The sequence below is a fragment of the Neisseria sicca 4320 genome, assembly GCF_000193735.1.
Lineage (GTDB): Bacteria > Pseudomonadota > Gammaproteobacteria > Burkholderiales > Neisseriaceae > Neisseria > Neisseria sicca_E.
Genome location: NZ_AEPF01000051.1, coordinates 38,106 through 58,314 on the forward strand (window position 1 = coordinate 38,106; position 20,209 = coordinate 58,314).

Annotated in this window: 17 protein-coding genes and 3 pseudogenes; 11 read left to right on the top strand and 9 right to left on the bottom strand. The window is 51.8% G+C overall.

All coding sequences use genetic code 11. The features are described 5' to 3' along the window. Position 1 precedes the first annotated feature (1 nt). Entirely contained in the window at positions 2-1,126 is a 1,125-nt protein-coding gene (rluD, locus tag NSCA4_RS0104715; RefSeq protein ID WP_016687062.1) for a 23S rRNA pseudouridine(1911/1915/1917) synthase RluD, read from the bottom strand. On the opposite strand from rluD, the gene NSCA4_RS0104720 reads away from it, so the two are divergent. Further along, a complete protein-coding gene (locus tag NSCA4_RS0104720; RefSeq protein WP_003742974.1) occupies positions 1,125-1,931 on the top strand; it encodes an outer membrane protein assembly factor BamD in 807 nt (268 codons plus the stop codon). The genes rluD and NSCA4_RS0104720 overlap by 2 nt on opposite strands. 112 nt (positions 1,932-2,043) lie before the next feature. On the opposite strand, the pseudogene ilvA reads toward NSCA4_RS0104720, so the two are convergent. Beyond that, a pseudogene (gene ilvA / locus NSCA4_RS12820) lies at positions 2,044-3,569 on the bottom strand (threonine ammonia-lyase, biosynthetic). 215 nt (positions 3,570-3,784) lie between these two features. On the opposite strand from ilvA, the gene NSCA4_RS0104730 reads away from it, so the two are divergent. Both NSCA4_RS0104730 and NSCA4_RS0104735 read left to right on the top strand, forming a co-directional pair. Then, complete coding sequence (locus NSCA4_RS0104730) at positions 3,785-5,032, top strand: D-alanyl-D-alanine carboxypeptidase family protein (protein WP_016687063.1); 1,248 nt, start codon at positions 3,785-3,787, stop codon at positions 5,030-5,032. A gap of 90 nt (positions 5,033-5,122) precedes the next feature. After that, positions 5,123-5,785, top strand: a complete 663-nt coding sequence (locus NSCA4_RS0104735; RefSeq protein WP_016687064.1) for a YecA family protein — start codon at positions 5,123-5,125, stop codon at positions 5,783-5,785. A 71-nt stretch (positions 5,786-5,856) separates the two neighbouring features. On the opposite strand, the gene NSCA4_RS0104740 is transcribed toward NSCA4_RS0104735, so the two are convergent. The 4 genes from NSCA4_RS0104740 to NSCA4_RS0104755 all read right to left on the bottom strand — a co-directional run bounded on the left by NSCA4_RS0104740 (position 5,857) and on the right by NSCA4_RS0104755 (position 10,238). Further along, complete coding sequence (locus NSCA4_RS0104740) at positions 5,857-6,345, bottom strand: DUF456 domain-containing protein (RefSeq protein WP_016687065.1); 489 nt, start codon at positions 6,343-6,345, stop codon at positions 5,857-5,859. A gap of 313 nt (positions 6,346-6,658) precedes the next feature. Beyond that, a complete protein-coding gene (gene ttcA, locus NSCA4_RS0104745; RefSeq protein ID WP_016687066.1) occupies positions 6,659-7,618 on the bottom strand; it encodes a tRNA 2-thiocytidine(32) synthetase TtcA in 960 nt (319 codons plus the stop codon). A 145-nt stretch (positions 7,619-7,763) separates the two neighbouring features. Further along, entirely contained in the window at positions 7,764-9,929 is a 2,166-nt protein-coding gene (locus tag NSCA4_RS0104750) for a heavy metal translocating P-type ATPase (protein ID WP_016687067.1), read from the bottom strand. A gap of 99 nt (positions 9,930-10,028) precedes the next feature. Then, the gene (locus NSCA4_RS0104755) at positions 10,029-10,238 is read right to left on the bottom strand and encodes a heavy-metal-associated domain-containing protein (protein ID WP_003674677.1); all 210 of its coding nucleotides are present in this window, start codon (positions 10,236-10,238) and stop codon (positions 10,029-10,031) included. 147 nt (positions 10,239-10,385) lie between these two features. On the opposite strand from NSCA4_RS0104755, the gene cueR reads away from it, so the two are divergent. The 6 genes and pseudogenes from cueR to NSCA4_RS0104800 all read left to right on the top strand — a co-directional run bounded on the left by cueR (position 10,386) and on the right by NSCA4_RS0104800 (position 15,749). Beyond that, positions 10,386-10,778 (top strand): Cu(I)-responsive transcriptional regulator, encoded by a 393-nt coding sequence (gene cueR, locus NSCA4_RS0104760; protein ID WP_016687068.1) that lies wholly within the window; start codon positions 10,386-10,388, stop codon positions 10,776-10,778. Between the two features lie 140 nt (positions 10,779-10,918). Further along, positions 10,919-11,248 (top strand): OsmC family protein, encoded by a 330-nt coding sequence (locus NSCA4_RS0104765; protein ID WP_016687069.1) that lies wholly within the window; start codon positions 10,919-10,921, stop codon positions 11,246-11,248. Between the two features lie 92 nt (positions 11,249-11,340). Continuing rightward, the gene (locus NSCA4_RS0104770) at positions 11,341-11,676 is read left to right on the top strand and encodes a thioredoxin family protein (RefSeq protein WP_016687070.1); all 336 of its coding nucleotides are present in this window, start codon (positions 11,341-11,343) and stop codon (positions 11,674-11,676) included. 266 nt (positions 11,677-11,942) lie between these two features. Continuing rightward, positions 11,943-12,254 carry an ArsR/SmtB family transcription factor gene (locus NSCA4_RS0104780; protein ID WP_016687072.1) on the top strand — a complete coding sequence of 104 codons (312 nt, stop codon included), beginning with the start codon at positions 11,943-11,945 and terminating at the stop codon, positions 12,252-12,254. A 178-nt stretch (positions 12,255-12,432) separates the two neighbouring features. Beyond that, positions 12,433-13,643: pseudogene (locus tag NSCA4_RS12825) on the top strand (NADH:flavin oxidoreductase/NADH oxidase family protein). Positions 13,644-14,111: 468 nt separating this feature from the next. Beyond that, positions 14,112-15,749 (top strand): NAD-dependent malic enzyme, encoded by a 1,638-nt coding sequence (locus NSCA4_RS0104800; RefSeq protein ID WP_016687075.1) that lies wholly within the window; start codon positions 14,112-14,114, stop codon positions 15,747-15,749. A gap of 69 nt (positions 15,750-15,818) precedes the next feature. Here the strand turns inward: NSCA4_RS0104800 and NSCA4_RS0104805 are convergent, their stop codons facing one another. Beyond that, a complete protein-coding gene (locus tag NSCA4_RS0104805) occupies positions 15,819-16,709 on the bottom strand; it encodes a LysR family transcriptional regulator (RefSeq protein WP_029609535.1) in 891 nt (296 codons plus the stop codon). Positions 16,710-16,837: 128 nt separating this feature from the next. Between NSCA4_RS0104805 and NSCA4_RS12830 the strand changes: the two are divergent. Then, positions 16,838-17,684, top strand: a pseudogene (locus tag NSCA4_RS12830) (aldo/keto reductase). A 195-nt stretch (positions 17,685-17,879) separates the two neighbouring features. After that, entirely contained in the window at positions 17,880-18,665 is a 786-nt protein-coding gene (ygiD, locus tag NSCA4_RS0104815; RefSeq protein ID WP_016687077.1) for a 4,5-DOPA-extradiol-dioxygenase, read from the top strand. A 256-nt stretch (positions 18,666-18,921) separates the two neighbouring features. Here ygiD and NSCA4_RS0104820 read toward each other — a convergent pair whose 3' ends face one another. Both NSCA4_RS0104820 and NSCA4_RS16270 read right to left on the bottom strand, forming a co-directional pair. Next, positions 18,922-19,857 carry a dihydroorotate oxidase gene (locus NSCA4_RS0104820; protein ID WP_016687078.1) on the bottom strand — a complete coding sequence of 312 codons (936 nt, stop codon included), beginning with the start codon at positions 19,855-19,857 and terminating at the stop codon, positions 18,922-18,924. Between the two features lie 109 nt (positions 19,858-19,966). Then, entirely contained in the window at positions 19,967-20,203 is a 237-nt protein-coding gene (locus NSCA4_RS16270) for a hypothetical protein (protein ID WP_016687079.1), read from the bottom strand. Between the last annotated feature and the right edge of the window lie 6 nt (positions 20,204-20,209).

Consider the following 20,209-nt stretch of genomic DNA (forward strand, 5'->3'; position numbering starts at 1 on the left):
CTTAATCCCTCACATAAACCACTTCGACATCGTAGTCGTCTTCGTTCCAATCATCGTCGTCATCCGTGCCGAGTTTGTCCTGCCATTCTTCTTCGTTGTTCAAAGACGAATCCAAGCCTGCTTCGAGGCGCAGGACGGAGAGCAAGTGGTAGATATCGTCGGGAATCGGGGCTTCAAAAGAGACGGTTTCGCTGGTTTTCGGATGGACGAAACTTAAGCGGTAGGCGTGCAACGCCTGACGCGCGCCCAGACTTTTAATCGCTTCTTTTACCGGTTCGCTGCACGGATGGCGCAGGTTGCCGTAAACGGGGTCGGCGGCAAGCGGGTGATTGGCTTCGCGCATATGGACGCGGATTTGGTGCGTCCTGCCTGTTTCGAGCGAGCATTCGATGTAGCTATGCGCAAGATAGCGTTCCAACACTTTGACGTGGGTCACGGCAGGTTTGCCGCCAAATTTGACGACTGCCATTTTCAGGCGGTTGTGCGGATCGCGTCCGATTTGGGTTTCGATTTTGCCGTCAAAGGGAACGATGCCGTTGGCGACGGCGCGGTAAATGCGTTTGACTGTGCGTTCTTGAAGCTGTTGCACGAGGGAATTTTGTGCAGGCAGGGTTTTGGCGACCACCATCAACCCGCTGGTTTCCTTGTCGAGCCTGTGGACGATGCCCGCGCGCGGAATCTGGCTCAATTCGGGACAATGCGCCAGCAGTCCGTTGAGCAGCGTCCCCGTCCAGTTGCCTGCGGCGGGGTGGACGACCAGTCCGGCGGGTTTGTTGACGACGATGACGGTATCGTCTTCGTACACAATATCCAAATCCATCGCTTCGGGTTTGAACGCGAGATTCTCTTCGCTCGGACGTACCGTTACGCTGACGGATTCTCCGCCTATCATTTTGTCTTTGGGTTGGGCAGGCTTATCGTTTACAATAACCGCGCCTTCTTTAATCCACGATGTCAGGCGGCTGCGCGAATAATCAGGCATAAGCTTTGCCAACACAGCATCCAGCCGCCCGCCCGCAAGCTCCAGCGGAACAGTCAAATTAACACAACTTTCTGCTTCGGGGGCTGACGTAAAGTCTAAATCGTCGTTATAATCGGCTTCATTATCAAAGGAAGTATTCTGCATGAAAAAAATTCTTTTAGTAGTTTCGTTAAGTCTGGCACTCGGTGCCTGTGCAAGCAATAAAGGTACGGTCGATAAAGACGCGCAAATCACACAAGATTGGAACGTGGAAAAACTCTATGCCGAAGCGCATGACGAGTTGAACAGCAGCAATTATACGCGAGCCATCAAGTTATACGAAATTTTAGAATCCCGCTTCCCCAACGGCCGCTACGCACAACAGGCGCAACTGGATACCGCATACGCCTATTACAAAGACGACGAGCCTGAAAAAGCCCTCGCCGCCATCGACCGCTTCCAGCGCCATCACCCGCAACATCCGAATATGGATTACGCGCTTTATCTCAAAGGCTTGGTTTTGTTCAACGAAGACCAATCCTTCCTCAACAAACTCGCCTCGCAAGACTGGTCCGACCGCGACCCTAAAGCCAACCGCAGCGCATATCAAGCATTTGCCGAATTGGTACAACGCTATCCGGAGAGCAAATACGCCGCCGACGCAACCGAGCGCATGGCGAAGCTGGTGGACGCATTGGGCGGTAACGAAATCTCCGTTGCCCGCTACTACATGAAACGCGGCGCCTACCTCGCCGCCGTCAACCGCGCCCAAAAAATCGTCGAGCGTTACCAAAATACCCGCTACGTCGAAGAAGCCCTCGCCATGATGGAACTGGCTTACAAAAAACTGGACAAACCCCAACTCGCCGCCGATACCCGCCGCGTCTTGGAAACCAACTTCCCGCAAAGCCCGTTCCTGCAACACCAATGGCAGCCGAACGACATGCCTTGGTGGCGCTACTGGCGTTAAGGACATTAAATTCAGGATAGTTGATACGGATTCGTGTCGGTTGTCCAAAAGATGAAAGGTCGTCTGAAAACCATAAAAAGGTTTTCAGACGACCTTTTGTTTTGCCTTCCTATCAAGCGAGGAAGAGGCGGTATGCGGCGTTTTGGGTTTCGTCCTGATAGCTGTAACCGAGGCTTTCGAGGAAGTCTTCGAATGCTTCATCGTCAGTGGACGGGACGTCGATGCCGACGAGGATGCGGCCGTAGTCGGCACCGTGGTTGCGGTAGTGGAAGAGGGTGATGTTCCAGCCGCCCTGCATATGGTTGAGGAAGCGGGCGAGTGCGCCGGGGCGTTCGGGGAACTCGAAGCTGATTAAGCGTTCGTGGGCAACTTTGGCTGTACGTCCGCCGACCATGTAGCGGATGTGGATTTTGGAGATTTCGTCGTCGGTCAAATCGACATTGGGCAGTCCGGCTTCGGTCAGTTGGCGGCTGATGACGGCAAGGTCTTGGGAACCTGCGGTTTGCAGGCCGACGAAGATGTGGGCTTTTTTGTCGTCGCCGTAGCGGTAGTTGAACTCGGTGATGTTGCGGCTGCCGAGCAGGTTGACGAACTTGAGGAAGCTGCCGCGCTCTTCAGGGATGGTTACGGCGAAAATGCCTTCGTTGCCTTCGCCCAATTCGCTGCGTTCGGAAACGTGGCGCAGGCGGTGGAAATTCATGTTGGCGCCGCTGGTGACGGCGACGAGGGGTTGGTTTTGGATGCGGTTGCGGGCGGCATAGGTTTTCAAGCCGGCAAGGGCGAGCGCGCCTGCGGGTTCGGTGATGCTGCGGGTGTCGTCGAAAATGTCTTTGATGGCGCCGCAGATGGCGTCGGTATCAACGGTGATGATGTCGTCCAAGAGGTCGCGGCAGAGGCGGAAGGTTTCTTCGCCGACGACTTTGACGGCGGTACCGTCGGAGAAGAGGCCGACGTCTTTGAGACTGACGACTTTTCCGGCTTCGACGGATTGTTTCATGCAGCAGGAGTCGTGTGTTTGCACGCCGATGACTTTGATGCTCGGGCGTACTTGTTTGACGAACGCGGCAACACCCGCCGCCAGTCCGCCGCCGCCGATGGGGACGAAGATGGCGTAGATGTCGTCGGGACGTTGGCGCACGATTTCCATGCCGACTGTGCCTTGTCCGGCGATAACGTCGGGGTCGTCAAACGGGGCGATGTAGGTCAGTTTTTCTTTTCTGCCAATTCCATCGCGTAATCATAGGCATCGTTGTAGGAAATGCCTTTGAGGACGACTTCACCGCCGCGGCTTTTGACGGCGTCGATTTTGATTTGGGGCGTGGTTTCGGGCATAACGATGACGGCGCGGCAGCCTAGACGCTGTGCCGAAAGTGCGACGCCTTGTGCGTGGTTGCCCGCGCTGGCGGCGATCACGCCGCAGGCGAGCGCTTCTTTGGGCAGCTTCGCCATTTTGTTGTACGCGCCGCGGATTTTGAAGGAAAACACGGGTTGCAGGTCTTCGCGTTTGAGCAGGACGTTGTTGTTCAGACGACCCGACAGCCCGATGGCGGGTTCGAGCGGGGTTTCGACGGCAACGTCGTAAACGGAGGCGGTCAGGATGCGGATGAGGTAATCGGAATAAGATGGGCGGTTGTTCATGGTTTTGTGTGCCGGAGGAATATTTTCGAAAGGAGTGTCCGCCGTCCGCGTCAAACTTTGTCAACAAAACGGCGGAAAGGTAAAACCATACCTGCGAGGTCGTCTGAAATCAAGAAAAATCTTAGCAAAGCGAAGATGCGGCGGTATAATGACTGCCTTTTGCGCCAAACCGCACGACGCGGTTGTTTTTATTTCTATTTCCGCACCACATTCCAATGAAAAAAACATTATCCGTATTGATCGCGGCGATGATGATTACCGCCGCGCAAGCCGCGCCGCAAGCGGCCAAAAACAACGCAGCTCCCGCAGTTGCGGCTTCCGAGCTGGCTCCTGCCGCCGCATCCCAGCCCGAAGCCATGATGCCAAGCATCAACAGTCCCGATGCGCCGCCTGCCATTGCCGCTGCCGCCTACATCGTTACCGATTTGCACAGCCATCAAGTGCTTGCCTCCGGCAATATCGACACGCAGATCGAACCCGCTTCGCTGACCAAAATGATGACCGCCTACCTCACGTTCAAGGCTTTGGAAAACGGCACATTGCGCGCCGACCAAATGCTGACCGTGTCCGATGCAGGCTGGAAAATCGAAGGCTCGCGGATGTTCCTCAATCCCAAAGTCCCCGCCAGCGTGAGCGATCTGATTAAAGGCATGATTGTCCAATCCGGCAACGATGCCGCCACCACGCTTGCCGAAGCCATGGGAGGAGGCTCGGTGGACGTGTTCGTCCAACAAATGAACGAAGAAGCCAAGCGTTTGGGCATGACCAAAACCCACTTTAAAAACCCGACCGGATTGGCCGCCGAAGGCCATGTTTCCACCGTCGGCGATTTAGCCATTTTGTCCGCCGCGCTGATACACGATTATCCGAAATACTATCCCGTATTTTCGATTAAATCCTTCAAATACAACAATGTCGAGCAGCCAAACCGCAACCTCCTGCTCTACCGCGACTCCAGCGTGGACGGCTTGAAGACAGGGCATACCGAAAGCGCAGGCTACAACCTTGCCGCTTCCAGCAAACGCAACGGAAGACGCATTGTTTCCATCGTTGTGGGTACCGATTCCACCGAAGCCCGCGCGTCCGAAAGCGGCAAATTACTCAACTGGGCATTGCAGGCATTCGACACGCCCAAGCTCTACAACGGCGGCGAAATCATTTCTAAGGTCAAAGTTTATAAAGGCAGCAGCAAATCGGTGAACGTCGGCTTCCTCGAAGACGTGTACATCACGATTCCCCATGATGCCGGACAAAACATCAAACCGATTTTAGAAACCGTTCAGCCCGTTGTCGCCCCGATCCGCAAAGGTCAAAGCTTGGGCAAACTCAAAATCGTCAAAGACGGCAAAGTCATTACCGAGAAAAACGTCGTCGCCCTCCATTCCGTTGAAGAAGGCAGCTGGTTCAGACGGATGTGGGATGATATTGTGTTGTGGTTTAAAGGCTTGTTCGGCAGCAGTTAGAAATAGGCCGGGTTGATGAAAAGGTCGTCTGAAAATGGTTTCAGACGACCTTTCAGATAACGGATACATCATTAAAAATAAGGAAAAACCATGCAATTACAAGCATTTGACGAGGCATCTCGCGTGCGCCTGATGCAGCTGCTCGATGCCAAATCGGAACAACACAACACCATGCGCTGCGATGAGGTACAGGCGTTTATGATGGCTTTGTTGAGTGGTCCCGATGCCTTAAATCCGAACGATTGGCTGCCTGAAGTTTTGGGTGAAGAATCATTGTTTGACGCGAAAGAGCGTACCGAAATCGAGCGTTTGGTGATGGCGCTGGCGGCTGATTTGCGTATCAAGCTCGGCAGTAAAATGTTGCCCGATTTGTGGCTTTATGAAGATGCAGCGGGCAATCCCGACGTGTACACTTGGTGTAACGCCTATCTGTATGCCTTGGATGTCGTGCCGACCGATTGGTTTGAAGCGGTCGATCAGGAGGAGTTTGAAGACTTGTTCTATCCGATCATGGCTTTGGGCGGCATTTACGACGAAGAGCAAAACGCCGAAATCATTTTGCACCTGACTGAAAAAGAACTCTCACAGCTCGAATCCGACCTGCCGCACGTCCTGCTGGATATTTACTGGTATTGGCAGGCCATCATCAACAAACCGCAAACCGTACGTCGCGAAGGTGAAAAAATCGGGCGAAACGATTCTTGTCCTTGCGGGAGCGGTAAAAAATACAAAGCCTGTTGCGGCAAGGGATAACTTTCCGATCAGGTAAAAAATCAAAAGGTCGTCTGAAAACCATTTTCAGACGACCTTTTGCAATGATCAGGTTAAAACCAGCTTGCCGCCCACATAACGAGCAGGGTCATCACAATCGTCAAGGCACAACCGATTTTGGCGACCGTACCGATGATGAAGCCGATAAACGTCCCCAGTCCGACTTTGCCCGCCTGCCACATATCGCGGCGAGCCAAGAATTCTCCGACGCCCGCGCCGATGAGCGGGCCGAACAACAACCCGGGGATGGAGAAAAATGCGCCGATAATGCCGCCGATCAACGCCCCCCAGACTGCTTTTTTACTGGCTCCCGTATATTTTGCCCCTAATGCGCCTGCAACAAAATCCATTGCCGTGCCGATGGCGGCGACAACGGCAAGAAAAATTAAGGTGTTTGTACCGTAAATCTGATAATCGCCGGCATAGGCAAGCAGCCATGCGCCGCCGAACATCAATCCCAATCCGGGAATGGCGGGATAAACCGTGCCGAGCAGTCCGATACAGATGGCGATTAAACCGAGCAGGATAAAAATGGCAGTCATAACAGTCCTTGTTTGATGGAAGGGAAAAGCGTGTGTGAACTCCGCTTGCATGTTTTGCGGCGGATTAAAATGGAACGGTTTGTATCGTCTTTCACGTATAGTGGATTAAATTTAAATCAGGACAAGGCGACGAAGCCGCAGACAGTACAGATAGTACGGCAAGGCGAGGCAACGCCGTACTGGTTTAAAGTTAATCCACTATAAAATCTCAGTTTTCAGACAACTCACCGTATTATGGTTGCACATCCTGATGATTCAAGGCAGGTTTGTGCAAAGAAATAAAAAATCCGGACAAGGCATCCGGATTTTTGTTTTATGCGCCGCAAGTTTTCGGCTTGTTCGCCAGAATATTGATGACCTTTCGTTGAGGTTTGGACGGGGTGATTTTGATTTCGCTTTCGTCTTCTTCGCTGCCGTCGGAGTAGCGTTCGGGCATTTTTTCGCTGTCAAACGCCAAGTCGCCGCCGTGTTTCAAGGTTTGACCGCGTTCCAAACCGACGAAGTCGAAAAGCTCGGGATCGGCGAGATGGGAGGGGACGACGTTTTGCAGGGCGGAGAACATGGATTCGATGCGGCCGGGAAAGCGTTTGTCCCAATCGCGCAGCATATCGCCGATGACTTGGCGTTGCAGGTTGGGCTGCGAGCCGCAGAGGTTGCACGGGATAATCGGGAATTGTTTCAGCTCGGCGTATTTAATCAAATCTTTTTCTTTCACATACGCCAGCGGGCGGATGACGATGTGTTCGCCGTTGTCGCTCACCAGCTTGGGCGGCATGGCTTTGAGTTTGCCGCCGTAAAACATATTTAAAAACATGGTGGCGAGTATGTCGTCGCGGTGGTGTCCCAAGGCGATTTTGGTGCAGCCCAATTCTTTTGCGGTACGGTAGAGAATGCCGCGGCGCAGGCGGCTGCACAGAGAACAAGTCGTTTTGCCTTCGTCCAAGACGCGTTTGACGGTGGAATAGGTGTCTTCTTCAACGATTTTGTACGGTACACCTATGCTTTCAAGATAGGTGGGCAACACTTCTTCGGGAAAGCCCGGCTGCTTTTGGTCGAGATTGACGGCAACCAGCTCAAAATCAATCGGCGCGCTGGCTTGGAGCTGACGCAGGATGTCTAATAGGGCGTAGCTGTCTTTGCCGCCGGAGAGACAAACCATGATTTTGTCGCCCGGCTCGATCATGTTGAAATCGTTAATCGCGTCGCCGACGGCGTGGCGCAGGCGTTTGTTGAGTTTGTTATTCTCTAATTCTTGCTTGGTTTTTTTGGACATGGCGGTTTGCGCTTTGAAATAAGGAAAAATTTAAGGGCGGTATTGTACCGCAAAAAGCGTTTGGAAACCGCATATTAGAAAAGAAAGGTCGTCTGAAAGAGGGGAGGGGGTTTCAGACGACCTTCGCTTTATATTACGCAAAATATTACTCAATCTTCACCCGTTTCAAGCGCAGCGCATTGCTCAACACCGAAACCGAGCTTGCCGCCATTGCCGCGCCTGCGATGACGGGGTTTAAGAAGCCGAGTGCGGCGAGCGGGATACCTAAAATATTGTAGAAGAAGGCGAAAAACAGGTTTTGTTTGATGTTTTTCAAAGTGGCTTGCGATACCAGCAGGGCATCGGCGAGCTGGTTGACCGAATGTTGCATCAGCGTGGCGGATGCGGTGTGTTCGGCAACGTCCGCGCCGCCTTTCATGGCGAAGCTGACGTTGGCGGCGGCGAGTGCGGGCGCGTCGTTGATGCCGTCGCCGACCATCGCCACGGTTTTGCCGGCGGCTTTGAGTTTCTGCACTTCGGCGGCTTTGTCGCGCGGACTCATGTTGCCGAAGGCGTGTGCGATGCCCAGTTGTTTGGCGACGTATTCAACCGTACCTTGGTTGTCGCCGCTCATGATGTAAACATCGATGCCGTGTTTTTTCAGACGGCCTATGGCTTCGGCGGTATCGGCTTTCAGCGCGTCGGCGAGTGCGAATGCGCCGATGGGTTTGCCGTTGGCGGAAACGGCGACGATGCTTGCGATACGCCAGACGTCGTCTGAAAGGTTTTCAGGTAGCTTTAATTCGGCAAAATCAAGTTTGCCCGCTTTCACCAAACCCACGCCTTCGACTTCGGCGGTAATGCCTGCGCCGACAACGGTTTGCGCGTTTTGTGCAGTGGGGATTTCCAAACCACGCACTTGGGCGGCGGAGACGATGGCGCGCGCGAGCGGGTGGGCGGCGTTTTGTTCGACGGCGGCAGCGATGCGGTACAAAGCGTCTTCGTCAAAGCCGCTGTCGGGAACGCAATAAACGGCAGCAACCTGCGGTCTGCCTTCGGTCAGCGTACCGGTTTTGTCCAACACGACGGCATCGACGTGGGCGGCTTCTTCCATCGCCGCCGCGTCTTTGAACCAAATGCCGTGTTTCACCGCCTTGCCCATGCCGACCATAATCCCGGCGGGCGTCGCCAGACCGAGTGCGCACGGGCAGGCAATTACCAAAACGGCAACGGCGTGCATCAGCGCAACCGTCCAATCGCCTTTAACCAGCCAAGTGGCGATAAAGGTCAAAAGCGCGATGCCCACGACGGCAGGCACGAACACCGCCGCCGCCTTGTCCGCCACGCGCGCAATCGGCGCTTTGCTGCCTTGTGCTTCAGACAGCGCGTTCATCATGTCGCCGAGCAGGGTTTGGCTGCCGAGCTGCGTGGCGCGATACACCACGCTGCCTTCGGTCATCAGTGCGCCCGCCAACACTTTGCCACCCGCCTTTTTCTCTTCGGGATTGGATTCGCCGGTGAGGTGGCTCTCGTCCGCCCAGCCGCTGCCGCTTTCAATAATGCCGTCGGCAGCAATGCGTTCGCCGTGGTTGGCGCGGATTATGTCGCCAATTTGCACTTGGTCGATGGGCAGTTGTTTCCATTCGCCATTGTGCTGCACGTTGACTTGGGTCGGCGTGAGTTTCAGCAGCAGGCCCAAGCTGTTCAGGCTGGATTTTTTGGTGCGGTGTTCCAAAAACTTGCCCAGCGACACAAAACCAATCACCATCACGCCCGCTTCAAAATACACATGCGCCATGCCGTGTGCCGCGTGCGGGCTGAAAAACAGCATATAGACGGAATACAGGTAAATCGACACCGTGCCGATGGTAACGAGCACGTCCATATTCGCCAGCCCGCCTTTAATACTCGCCCACGCGCTTTTGTAAAACGGGATTGCCAGCCAAAGCTGCACCACACTTGCCAGTGCAAACTGCCACAACGGCGGAATCATCCAATCGTGCCGACCAATCATCATTCCCGCCATGCCGATAAGGAACGGGATATTGATTGCCAGCAAAAGCCACAGCCGCCAGCTTACATGCGTTGTTTCTTCGGGTTGCGGCAGCGCGTCTTCCGTTTTTTCTTTTGCACCGTAACCGGTTTTCTCGATGATTTTGGCGATGTCGGCGGCGGAGGTTTGGCTGTCGTCAAACACCACCTGCGCCTCTTCGCTGGCGAAGTTCACCCCCGCTTCGGCGACAAAGTCTTTTTTGTTCAACACCTTCTCAATGCGCGAAGCGCAGGCCTGACAGGTCATGCCTTCGATTTGGAAACGGACTTTTTGTTGCATGGTTTCTTCCTTCTGAATGTGGTTGGGCTACCTGAAAAAAGCGGAGCAGGGTTTTCAGGTAGCCTTTGGGGTGTTGCAGTCGATTTGTTGCGATTCGATTTACAAAGCCGCATCAAAGCCGCCGTCTTCCACCGCTTCTATCAGCGCGGCGGGGTTGGTTTGGGCGGGGTCGAATTCCACGACGGCGTTCTTGTTTTCCAGGCTCACTTCGGCCTTGTCCACGCCGTTTACGCCTTCGAGGATGCTGGTAACGCTTTTCACGCAGCCGCCGCAGGTCATGCCCTCGATGTTTAATGTGATGGTTTGCATAGGGTTTCCTTTCTGTTGGAATGAGACTGAGGTTTTAAAGCCCGTTGCAGCCAAAGCTTTCAGGTAGCCTGAAATGATGGGTCTGCTCTTGCTTTTCCGCTAAGTGCCGCCACTATAAAGCTTCACCCGAAGTAAAGGTCAAGCATCATGATGAACATCAGCCAGGCCGCAGCCGAGAGCGGCCTTTCCGCCAAACAAATCCGCGACTACGAAAAGCACGGACTAATCGCCCCGGCCACGCGCAGCGAAGCGGGCTACCGCCGCTACGGACAGGCCGACCTTGCCCGGCTGCGCTTTATACGCCATGCGCGGGAAGTGGGCTTTTCGCTGCCGCAGATCGGGCAGCTTTTGAGCCTGCAACACAACCCGCAGCGCACCAGCCGCGAAGTGAAAACGCTCACCGCGCGGCACATCGCCGAGCTGGAAGCCAAAATCGAACGCTTGCAGGGCATGGTGGCCGAGCTGCAACGCTGGCACGATGCCTGCGCGGGAGACGACTGCCCGGATTGTGCGATTTTGGCCGGGCTGGAGGAGCGTTAGGCGGCTTGGGCAGAATAGAAACAGGCTGAGATCTTTGCAAAAAAGCCCTTCCTTCGACAGCCGAAACCCAAAAACAGGTTTTCGGCTGTTGAGGGAACAGGTGAAGAAGGGTATTTTGCAAAGGTCTCGAACCGAAAAACATGGGCGGTGAAAACGCCGCCCCAAGTCCGATGGAATACCTGATCGGCGCTGCTGCAGGCTGCTCCTCCATAGGTTTCGAGTTGCAGGCAGCACAGGCAGGCGTGAAACTGGAACAGTTTGAAATATCCGCAAGGGGCGGTATTGACATGGCCAAACTGTTCGGCATGGAAGATGGCTACGGCGGACTGGATAATCTGGTGCTAACCGTAAAAGTAAAAGCCGACGCCGACCTTCCTACCCTGCAAAATTTCGCCGACCGCTCCGCCGCCAACTCGCCAGTGTTGGACAGCCTGAAAGTGCGGGCAAAAGTGGTTGTGGAAAAAATCTAGACGACTCAAACCGTTTTCTTGTTTTCATTTCGTTGAAAGCCCCTTTTCTGGACAACTAGAAAAGGGCTTAATCGCTCAAAGGAGTACATGACATGCAACAACTGCACACTCTGAAAGACATCGAACAGGCCATCGCCACACACCCTTTAGTATCACTGTACATCAAAGCCCCAATCTGCGGTGTTTGTACGGTCGTGGCCGCCCAGCTTGACTCAGCTTTGGCTGTGAAAGGAAATGTGTATGCCGTAAAAGCCGATATTGCTGAAATACCCGAAATGGCTGGACGTTTCCACGTGCTGACCGCACCTGCATGGCTGCTGTTTTATCAAGGCAAGGAAGTAGAACGGATGGCCCGCTTCATCCCTCAGGCACAGATGAAGCAGACATTGGCAAAATGGACAAAAGTAGCAGAAAGCGGACATCAGTAAACCGGTCATCAATGTTTCAGACGGCTGCGGTCTTGATAATGATGCAAGCGGTCAAATTTTTAAGATGATTTGCAAAACACTTAAAAATTTGACCGCTCTTTATTACGAAAAGGTCGTCTGAAACGGCTTGCAGACTGAGATAATGATTGATGAAACGCTGTGATTTGTACACTAAAACCATCTTCTGAAAACTCCCTTTGACATTCCCCATCTTTCCCAATAAAATAAGTTCAAGTTTTTAAACATATAAACTCAATAGGTCGAATATGCCGCAACAAACTATGAATTTAATGCATGAGTGCATTCCCATTTTTACTGTGTTGAGCGATGAAAACCGCCATCAAATCCTGCGCGTGCTGTGGGAACACGGCAAGATGAATGTCAATGAGCTGACCGAACATCTGCATCTGTCGCGTCCTGCGGTGTCGCATCATTTGAAAATCATGCTGCAAGCCGGTGCGGTGGCGGTGGAGCAGGTCGGCAAGGAGCGGTTTTACAGTATTGCCATGGCGGATGCGGTGGCGAGATTGAAACAGCTTGCTGATTTGATGGCTCAAAATTGCCCGCTTTCAAAATAGGGTTATCCGTTAACCCTTTATTTTTATAGTGGATTAACTTTAAACCAGTACGGCGTTGCCTCGCCTTGCCGTACTATCTGTACTGTCTGCGGCTTCGTCGCCTTGTCCTGATTTAAATTTAATCCACTATACTCAAATAAGTTTACATTTTTAAACTTATCAACTTAAAGGAACGATTATGTTATTTACTCCATTCACTTTTCAAAACGGCAAAACCGCCAAAAACCGTATCTTCAAATCCGCCATGGAAGAGCAACTTGCCCAAAACGACCAGCCGTCTGAAAAGCTTGTCCGCCTGTACGGCACTTGGGCGCAAGGCGGTGCAGGCGTGTTGGTTACAGGCAATGTGATGGTCGCCGAAAGCGGCAAAGGTTCGATAAACGATGTGGTGATTTCAGACGGACGCAGCCTTGAGATGCTGAAAAAATGGGCGAAAGCCGGCACGCAAAACGACACGCTGCTCATCATGCAAATCAATCATGCGGGCAAACAGTCGCCTGCGGTGGTCAATAAAACGCCGCTTGCGCCGAGCACCGTGCCGTTGGTGGGCATGGACGGCTTTATCAATCCGCCGCGCGAATTGACTGCTGACGAAATCAACGGGCTGATTCAGCAATTTGTGCAAACCGCGAAAATTGCCGAACAGGCAGGCTTTTCAGGCATACAAATTCACGCCGCACACGGCTATCTCATCAGCCAATTCCTCTCGCCGCACCACAACCGCCGCCAAGACCCATGGGGCGGCAGTTTGGAAAACCGTATGCGCTTCCTTTTGGAAACCTACACCGCCATCCGCGCCGCCGTGGGCAAAGATTTCTTGGTTGGTGTAAAACTCAATTCGACAGATTTCCAAAAGGCGGATTTGAAGAAAGCGAGTCGGTGCAAGTGGTACAAAAACTGTCGGAAATGGGCATTGATTTTATTGAAGTTTCCGGTGGCAACTACGAAAGCCCGCAAATGCTCGCCGCCAAAGACAGCACCCGCAAACGCGAAGCCTTCTTCATCGATTACGCCGAAAAAGCCCGTGCAGTCAGCCAAGCCCCGCTGATTATCACCGGCGGCTTCCGTTCGCAAACCGCCATGGAAGACGCCTTATCCAGCGGCCATTTGGATTTGGTCGGTGTCGCCCGCCCGTTTGCCTTAGTGCCTGATTTGGCGAACAAAATGCAAAACGGCACTTACCAAACCGTACAGACCGACCGCATCCAAACGGGCGTGGCGGTGGTTGATAAAAAAGCGGGCGCGATGCTGGAGATGAACTGGTATATGACGCAAATGGACTTGATCGGACAAGGCAAACAGCCCAATCCTAAATTGTCGGCGTGGAAAGTTTTACTGAAAACCTTGTGGGAAAACGGCAAAGCTGGGTTAAGCACAGGCAGGGCTTGATGATGAAAGCGGTTGGGTTTGAAAGAGGGTTTGCAAAAACTTTTGAAAATCTGACCGCTCTTTGTTATGAAAAAAAACCGTCTGAAAAACAGGATGGGGGTGCAGCATCGTAGGCACGCATTCAAAAAATCAGACCGATGGCAGCCTGCACTGTTTCAGGTAGCCTGAAAAGGTTACCTGAAAACTGAAAACCACGTGCGTGTGTACCACACCCTACCCAAGTAGGCTACGCTTGCTTGGCGATATTTAGCAATGGCCTTGCTGATACGTTTGTTAATTTCGCCGTGGTTTAGATTCAGTTTCATTGTGATACGTCCGTTATTAGTCTGTAAAAGGCTAATCATCAACTTTTAAGGACTTTCTAGGTTGTTAAATTAACTTTTAATCCGTATTTTTTTAAGTACAATATAACAGTATAACAGTCCATTTTTCGGACGAGCTTTTCCTAACCTTCACAGGAGACACAATATGAGCAACACCCCCACCATCCTACAGAACCCTCTCACCAACAAAGATACAGCGTTCACGTTGGAAGAGCGAGCAAAATATGGCCTGACCGGCCGCCTACCTGTCGTTGTGGAAACGCTCGAACAACAGGCCACGCGTGCTTACCGCCAGTTTTCATCCTATGAAAAAGACATTGAAAAATATATCTTTCTCGATCAACTGCACAACCGCAACGAAGTGCTGTACTACAAACTCCTGATTGACCATTTGGCCGAAATGCTACCCGTCGTTTACGACCCCACTGTCGGCGAAGCGATTAAAAAATGGAGCCGCGACTACCGCCGTTCGCGCGCTGTCTATCTGGATGTAAACCATCCTGAAAACATCCGCGCATCGTTTGAAACGCTGGGCTTGGGAGCAGATGATGTAGATTTGATTGTGGTTTCCGATGCGGAAGAGATTTTGGGTATCGGCGACTGGGGCGTGAACGGCACGGATATTTCCGTCGGCAAATTGGCAGTTTATACTGCTGCTGCGGGCATTCATCCCGGCCGTGCCATTGCTGTGAATCTAGACGTGGGTACAGATAATGAAGCCCTGCTCAATGATCCCGCTTATTTGGGCAATCGCCATGCCCGCGTGCGTGGCGAACGCTACGACGCATTGATTACAAGCTACCTGAAAACTGCTGCTGAAATGTTCCCCAATGCGCTTTTGCACTTTGAAGACTTCGGTCCGTCCAATGCCCGCCGCATTTTGGTGGAGAACCGCCGACAATACCGTATTTTCAACGACGATATGCAGGGAACGGGCGCGATTGTGATGGCTGCCGTATTCTCTGGCCTGAAAGTGACCAAACAGACCTTTGCCGAACAGCGGTTGGTGGTGTACGGCGCAGGCACGGCAGGTACAGGTATGGCCGACCAAATCAGTGCAGCGATGGAGCGCGAAGGTCTGAGTCGCGAAGAAGCGAAACAACGCGTATGGCTGATTGACATCAACGGACTGGTTACTGACGACATGGACGGCTTGCCCGATTACCAGCAGGAATATGCACGTCCCGCCGCCGAAGTTGCCGATTGGGCGAAAACGGACGGTAAAATCGGCTTGCTCGAAGTTGTAAAACAAGTAAAACCGACTATCTTGATTGGCACATCCACCGATCACGGCGCATTCACTGAAGACGTAGTCAAAGCCCTATGTGCGGGCGTAGAGCACCCAATTCTGCTGCCGTTATCTAACCCGACCGAGAAAATCGAAGTGATGCCGAGTGAGGCTATAAAATGGTCGGATGGCAAAGCGCTCATTTCTGTCGGCATCCCCGTGCCACCCGTGCCGTATAAAGGCGTGAACTACGAAATCGGTCAAGCTAACAACGCCATGCTTTACCCGGGGTTGGGGTTGGGGGTTATCGTTTCCGGTGCGGAACACGTTACTGACGGGATGCTGTTGGCTGCAGCTGAAGCAGTCGCCTCGCAAGTCAATCCGCAGGACGAAGGCGCGTCGCTCCTGCCATCGGTGAATAACCTGCGTGCATCGTCTGCTACTGTTGCTGTTGCCGTTGCCAAACAAGCGGTCAAGGACGGTGTAGCGACCAAGCAGCCTGAAAACTGGGTACAGGCGGTGCAGGACGCAATGTGGCAGGCGGTATATGAATAGCTATAAGGCTACCTGAAAGCAAAAAGCAGTCTGAAATCCATGCAAAGAAGTCAGGCTGCTTTTGCATTTTCAGACGACCTCCACCCGCAGCGCATCCACAATCAGCTTAAACACATTCGAATGCCCGCGGCGGCTGGGGTAATAGAGGTAAAGCGGATCGTAAGTGATGGCGTACTCGGGCAACAGCTCGACCAACTGCCCTGAATGGAGTGCGTCTGCGGCGATGATATGCGGCAGCCAAGTGATGCCGAGGCCGTCTGAAACGGCTTGCAGGCGCAGATGATTATTGATGGAAAACTGCGATTTGGGCGTGAACGTAATCAGCTCTTTTTTGTATTTGAATTCCCACTGCATCTCCGCGCCGTGTTCGGCGGAGAGCTTTGCGCCGATAAGGCGGTGCTGCTGCAAATCGTCAATATTTTTCGGCGAACCGTATTGCGCCAAATAATCGGGCGAGCCAACCAACGCCATTTTAAGTGGTGCGGAAATCGGCACCGCAACCATCTCTTTTGCCACATCGTTGCCCAGCCGCACGCCCATATCAAATCCCTCTTTCACAATGTCCGCCCAACGGTCGTCCACCACGATTTCCAAGCGGATTTTCGGGTATTGGTTCAAAATCGGCTTTAATTTTGGATACAACACGGCTTCCGCTGCCATCGCCGGGGCGTTGATGCGAATCAATCCCGATGGCGTATTCAAAAAATCATTTAATGCATCGACTTCTTGGTTTATGGCTTGATAAAGTGGGAAAAGTTGGTCGAAAAGCTGTTGCCCAGCTTCGGTCAGCGACACATTGCGTGTAGTGCGGTTGAACAGACGCAGGTTCAGCCGCGTTTCTAAATTTTTCATGCTATGGCTCAACGCCGAAGAAGAAATCCTCAAAAGTTGCCCCGCTTTCACAAAACTCTGCGTTTGTGCGAGTGTCAAAAAATAATTCAGCTCGTTAAAGTTCTGCATTTTCCTGCCCCGCTTGGGCTAATTAGTGAATTTAATTCACGACATCATAAAACCAAACCCAATTTATCTCAATAAAAATACGGACTAAAATAACCGCACTTTCATGAGAATAAACAGGAGACAATATCATACAAAACATCACATTAAACAACGGCGTAAAAATTCCTGTTCTCGGTTTCGGCGTATTTCAAATTCCACCCGAAGAAACCGAGCAAGCCGTGATTGCTGCCATCAAAGTAGGATACCGCCACATCGACACCGCACAGATTTATATGAATGAAACCGAAGTCGGTTTGGGGATTAAAAACAGCGGAGTGGCGCGCGAAGAATTGTTCGTTACCACCAAAATTTGGGTGGAAAATTTCGGCTACGAAGCTGCCAAAGCGTCGCTGGATCGTTCATTGGGTCGTCTGAATTTGGATTACATCGATATGGTGCTGATTCATCAGCCTTACGGCGACAGCTACGGCACATGGCGCGCTGGAAGAATATCAGGCAGCAGGCAAAATCCGCGCCATCGGCGTGAGCAATTTTTCGCCCGTACGCGCGGTGGATTTGGGGCTGTTTAATAAGGTCATGCCGCAAGCCAATCAGATTGAAATCAATCCATTCCAACAAAAAACCGAAGCTGTTGCCGCTTTGCAGGCCGAAGGCATCACCGTGGAAGCGTGGGCGCCGTTTGCCGAAGGTAAAAACGATATTTTCCACAACCCCGTGTTAAGCAAAATCGGCGCGAAATACGGCAAATCCGTGGCGCAGGTGATTACCCGCTGGCTGGTGGAACGCGATATTGTGGTATTGGCAAAATCCACCAAACCCGATCGCATGGCGGAAAACTTGAACGTGTTTGACTTTGCGCTTAGTAATGAAGACAAAGCCGAAATCGCCAAACTGGACAGCATGTTCGCTGCTATCGTCAATCACGACACGGTGGATAATTTGAAACGCATCTCCGCGTGGAAAATGGGTGTGTAACCGTTAAACAAGGTGTGCTCCGGCACACCTTACTTTTTCTCTAAACATTTCAGACGACCTATTTTTGAATTTTTTAACAAAACCGAAGAATATTTCATCATTTCCTATTTGGAAAATATGTTGTTCGTAAATTGAGATTTATTGCTTAATCATCTATCCGTACAATCCGCCTCATCAGATAATAAGGAGGCAACAATGAAAAAAATGCCTGTATTGTTTGTTGGGCATGGCAGTCCGATGAATGTGTTGGATAAGGAAAATCCTTTCAACCAAAATCTCAGCCTGATTACGCAAAAGTTTGCCAAACCGAAAGCGATTTTGATGATTTCGGCGCATTGGTACAGCAGCGGTTTGCAGGTTTCATCGGGCGAACAGCCTGAAATGATTTATGATTTTTACGGATTTCCTGAAGCACTCAGTCAGGTGCGGTATCCGGCGCCCGGTTCGCTTGAGTTGGCGGAGCAAGTGCGCTCGTTATTGCAACCGGAAAATGTGGAGTTGAACCCGACGCGCGGTTTTGATCATGGCACTTGGGCAGTGTTGAAATTTCTGTATCCCGATGCCGATATTCCCGTGGTGCAGCTTAGTCTTAACCGTTTGCAGTCGGCGGAGTGGCATTTCAATTTGGCGAAAAAATTATCCGCTTTGCGCGAACAGGGTGTGTTGATCGTCGGCAGCGGCAATATTATCCATAATCTGGGCGTGATGAGCAGGGCGCATATCAATCAAATCGGCGCGGGCTATGATTGGGCGTTTGCTTTCCGCGAAGCGGTCAATCAGGCGATTGTTGAACGGGATGACGACACGTTGATTCATTACGAACGGCTGGGTGAAAAGGCGATGCTTTCCGTGCCGACGCCGGAACATTACCTGCCTTTTCTTTGCATTATGGCATTACGCGAACCAGATGATTCCATTACATTTTTCAACGAAAACCTTGCCGCCGGTTCGCTCAGTATGACTTCGCTTTTAGTGGGGTAAAAGAAAAATATGGCAGCGAAAAAGATTCTTATTGGTTTGTTTCGCTTTCGTAGATGGTGTTGATCCGCTTACTGTTCTTGGGAATGGGATGTCAATCAAAAAAGCGCAGAAAAGCTTTGCATGTAAAGAAAATGGTTGTTTAGCAAGTTACCCGGGTTCGGGAGATAAAGAGCATTTCTGAATGCGTAAATACTAAGGTCGTCTGAAAGCCCGATTTAGGTTTTCAGACGACCTTTTCCCCTTCATCTGAGCAGACTTACCCCAGATATTTCAGTTTGCCTTTGAAGTCTTCGAGCGTCTCGTAGCCTTTTTGCACCATGATGGCTTTCAAACCAAGCGAAACGCGTTCGAAAACTTCGACGCCTTGCTGATGCAGCGCCGTGCCGATTTGCACCATGCTCGCGCCGCACAAGATATGTTCAAACGCATCGCGACCGGTATAAACGCCGCCTGTACCGATGATTTGGATGGACGGATTCAATCTTTGGTAGAACGCATGGACGTTGGCGAGCGCGGTCGGTTTGATGTATTCGCCGCCTATGCCGCCAAAACCGTTTTTAGGCCGGATAACAACGGATTCGTCTTCGATATACATGCCGTTGCCGATTGAATTGACGCAGTTGACGAATTTCAGCGGATGGCGGTCGAACACCTCCGCTGCTTGGTCGAAATGGACGATGTCGAAATATGGCGGCAGTTTGATGCCTAAAGGCTTGTCGAAGTAGCGGAAGGCTTCGCCCAAAATCCGCTCGGTTGCTTCAAAGTCGTAGGCGATTTGCGGCTTGCCGGGGACGTTCGGGCAGGAAAGGTTGAGTTCGGTAATGCCTTTAAAACCGCTGTTTTGCACTTTTTTCAGCAGTGTGTGTGTTTCATCGGGCGACATACCGACCAGCGACAGGAAAAATGTCCGTTCGGGCTGTGATTCTTGAAGGCTCAGCAAATAATCCAGATAGTAATCAATGCCTTGATTCGGCAAACCCATGGAATTAATGCTGCCAAGCGGTACATCGCGGTAACGCGGCTCGAGATTGCCAGCCCGTGCTTTAAGCGTTGCCGTTTTGGTGACGAAGCTGCCTGCGGCGGATTGTCTGACTTCTTCCAATTCTTCTACGGTCATACACGCCACACCAGCGGCGTTCATCAGACAGTTGTCAAAAGAAAAACCGGCGATTTGCGTTCTCAACGACGGCATACCCTGCTCCTTTTCCTTGAAAAATCAATTTGTTTCCGAAGCGTAACACGAATAGGCAAGGCATTTTTTAACGAACATCAAATGACAGGGGATGTAGGAAAATGTTGTTTTATAGTGGATTAAATTTAAACCAGTACGGCGTTGCCTCGCCTTGCCGTACTATTTGTACTGTCTGCGGCTTCGTCGCCTTGTCCTGATTTAAATTTAATCCACTATAAGTGATGAAGGGAAGACGCACAAAGGTCGTCTGAAAACCTGTTTTGCTTGTTTTCAGACGACCTTTAATATGAATAAGCCACGGTGATTGATAAAAGTTTTTGAAATAGCCAAGAAAGCCTTGGCTCATAATTTC

What these genes read in the sequence shown, in the direction of transcription:
- NSCA4_RS0104740 (WP_016687065.1), bottom strand. Translation starts at nt 6,345, where the DNA reads ATGACTGCCATTTTTATCCTGCTCGGTTTAATCGCCATCTGTATCGGA.
- NSCA4_RS16270 (WP_016687079.1), bottom strand. Translation starts at nt 20,203, where the DNA reads ATGAGCCAAGGCTTTCTTGGCTATTTCAAAAACTTTTATCAATCACCG.
- NSCA4_RS0104720 (WP_003742974.1), top strand. Translation starts at nt 1,125, where the DNA reads ATGAAAAAAATTCTTTTAGTAGTTTCGTTAAGTCTGGCACTCGGTGCC.
- NSCA4_RS0104755 (WP_003674677.1), bottom strand. Translation starts at nt 10,238, where the DNA reads ATGCAAACCATCACATTAAACATCGAGGGCATGACCTGCGGCGGCTGC.
- NSCA4_RS0104780 (WP_016687072.1), top strand. Translation starts at nt 11,943, where the DNA reads ATGCCGCAACAAACTATGAATTTAATGCATGAGTGCATTCCCATTTTT.
- NSCA4_RS0104800 (WP_016687075.1), top strand. Translation starts at nt 14,112, where the DNA reads ATGAGCAACACCCCCACCATCCTACAGAACCCTCTCACCAACAAAGAT.
- NSCA4_RS0104750 (WP_016687067.1), bottom strand. Translation starts at nt 9,929, where the DNA reads ATGCAACAAAAAGTCCGTTTCCAAATCGAAGGCATGACCTGTCAGGCC.
- NSCA4_RS0104765 (WP_016687069.1), top strand. Translation starts at nt 10,919, where the DNA reads ATGGGCGGTGAAAACGCCGCCCCAAGTCCGATGGAATACCTGATCGGC.
- NSCA4_RS0104770 (WP_016687070.1), top strand. Translation starts at nt 11,341, where the DNA reads ATGCAACAACTGCACACTCTGAAAGACATCGAACAGGCCATCGCCACA.
- NSCA4_RS0104805 (WP_029609535.1), bottom strand. Translation starts at nt 16,709, where the DNA reads ATGCAGAACTTTAACGAGCTGAATTATTTTTTGACACTCGCACAAACG.
- cueR (WP_016687068.1), top strand. Translation starts at nt 10,386, where the DNA reads ATGATGAACATCAGCCAGGCCGCAGCCGAGAGCGGCCTTTCCGCCAAA.
- NSCA4_RS0104730 (WP_016687063.1), top strand. Translation starts at nt 3,785, where the DNA reads ATGAAAAAAACATTATCCGTATTGATCGCGGCGATGATGATTACCGCC.
- ttcA (WP_016687066.1), bottom strand. Translation starts at nt 7,618, where the DNA reads ATGTCCAAAAAAACCAAGCAAGAATTAGAGAATAACAAACTCAACAAA.
- rluD (WP_016687062.1), bottom strand. Translation starts at nt 1,126, where the DNA reads ATGCAGAATACTTCCTTTGATAATGAAGCCGATTATAACGACGATTTA.
- NSCA4_RS0104820 (WP_016687078.1), bottom strand. Translation starts at nt 19,857, where the DNA reads ATGCCGTCGTTGAGAACGCAAATCGCCGGTTTTTCTTTTGACAACTGT.
- ygiD (WP_016687077.1), top strand. Translation starts at nt 17,880, where the DNA reads ATGAAAAAAATGCCTGTATTGTTTGTTGGGCATGGCAGTCCGATGAAT.
- NSCA4_RS0104735 (WP_016687064.1), top strand. Translation starts at nt 5,123, where the DNA reads ATGCAATTACAAGCATTTGACGAGGCATCTCGCGTGCGCCTGATGCAG.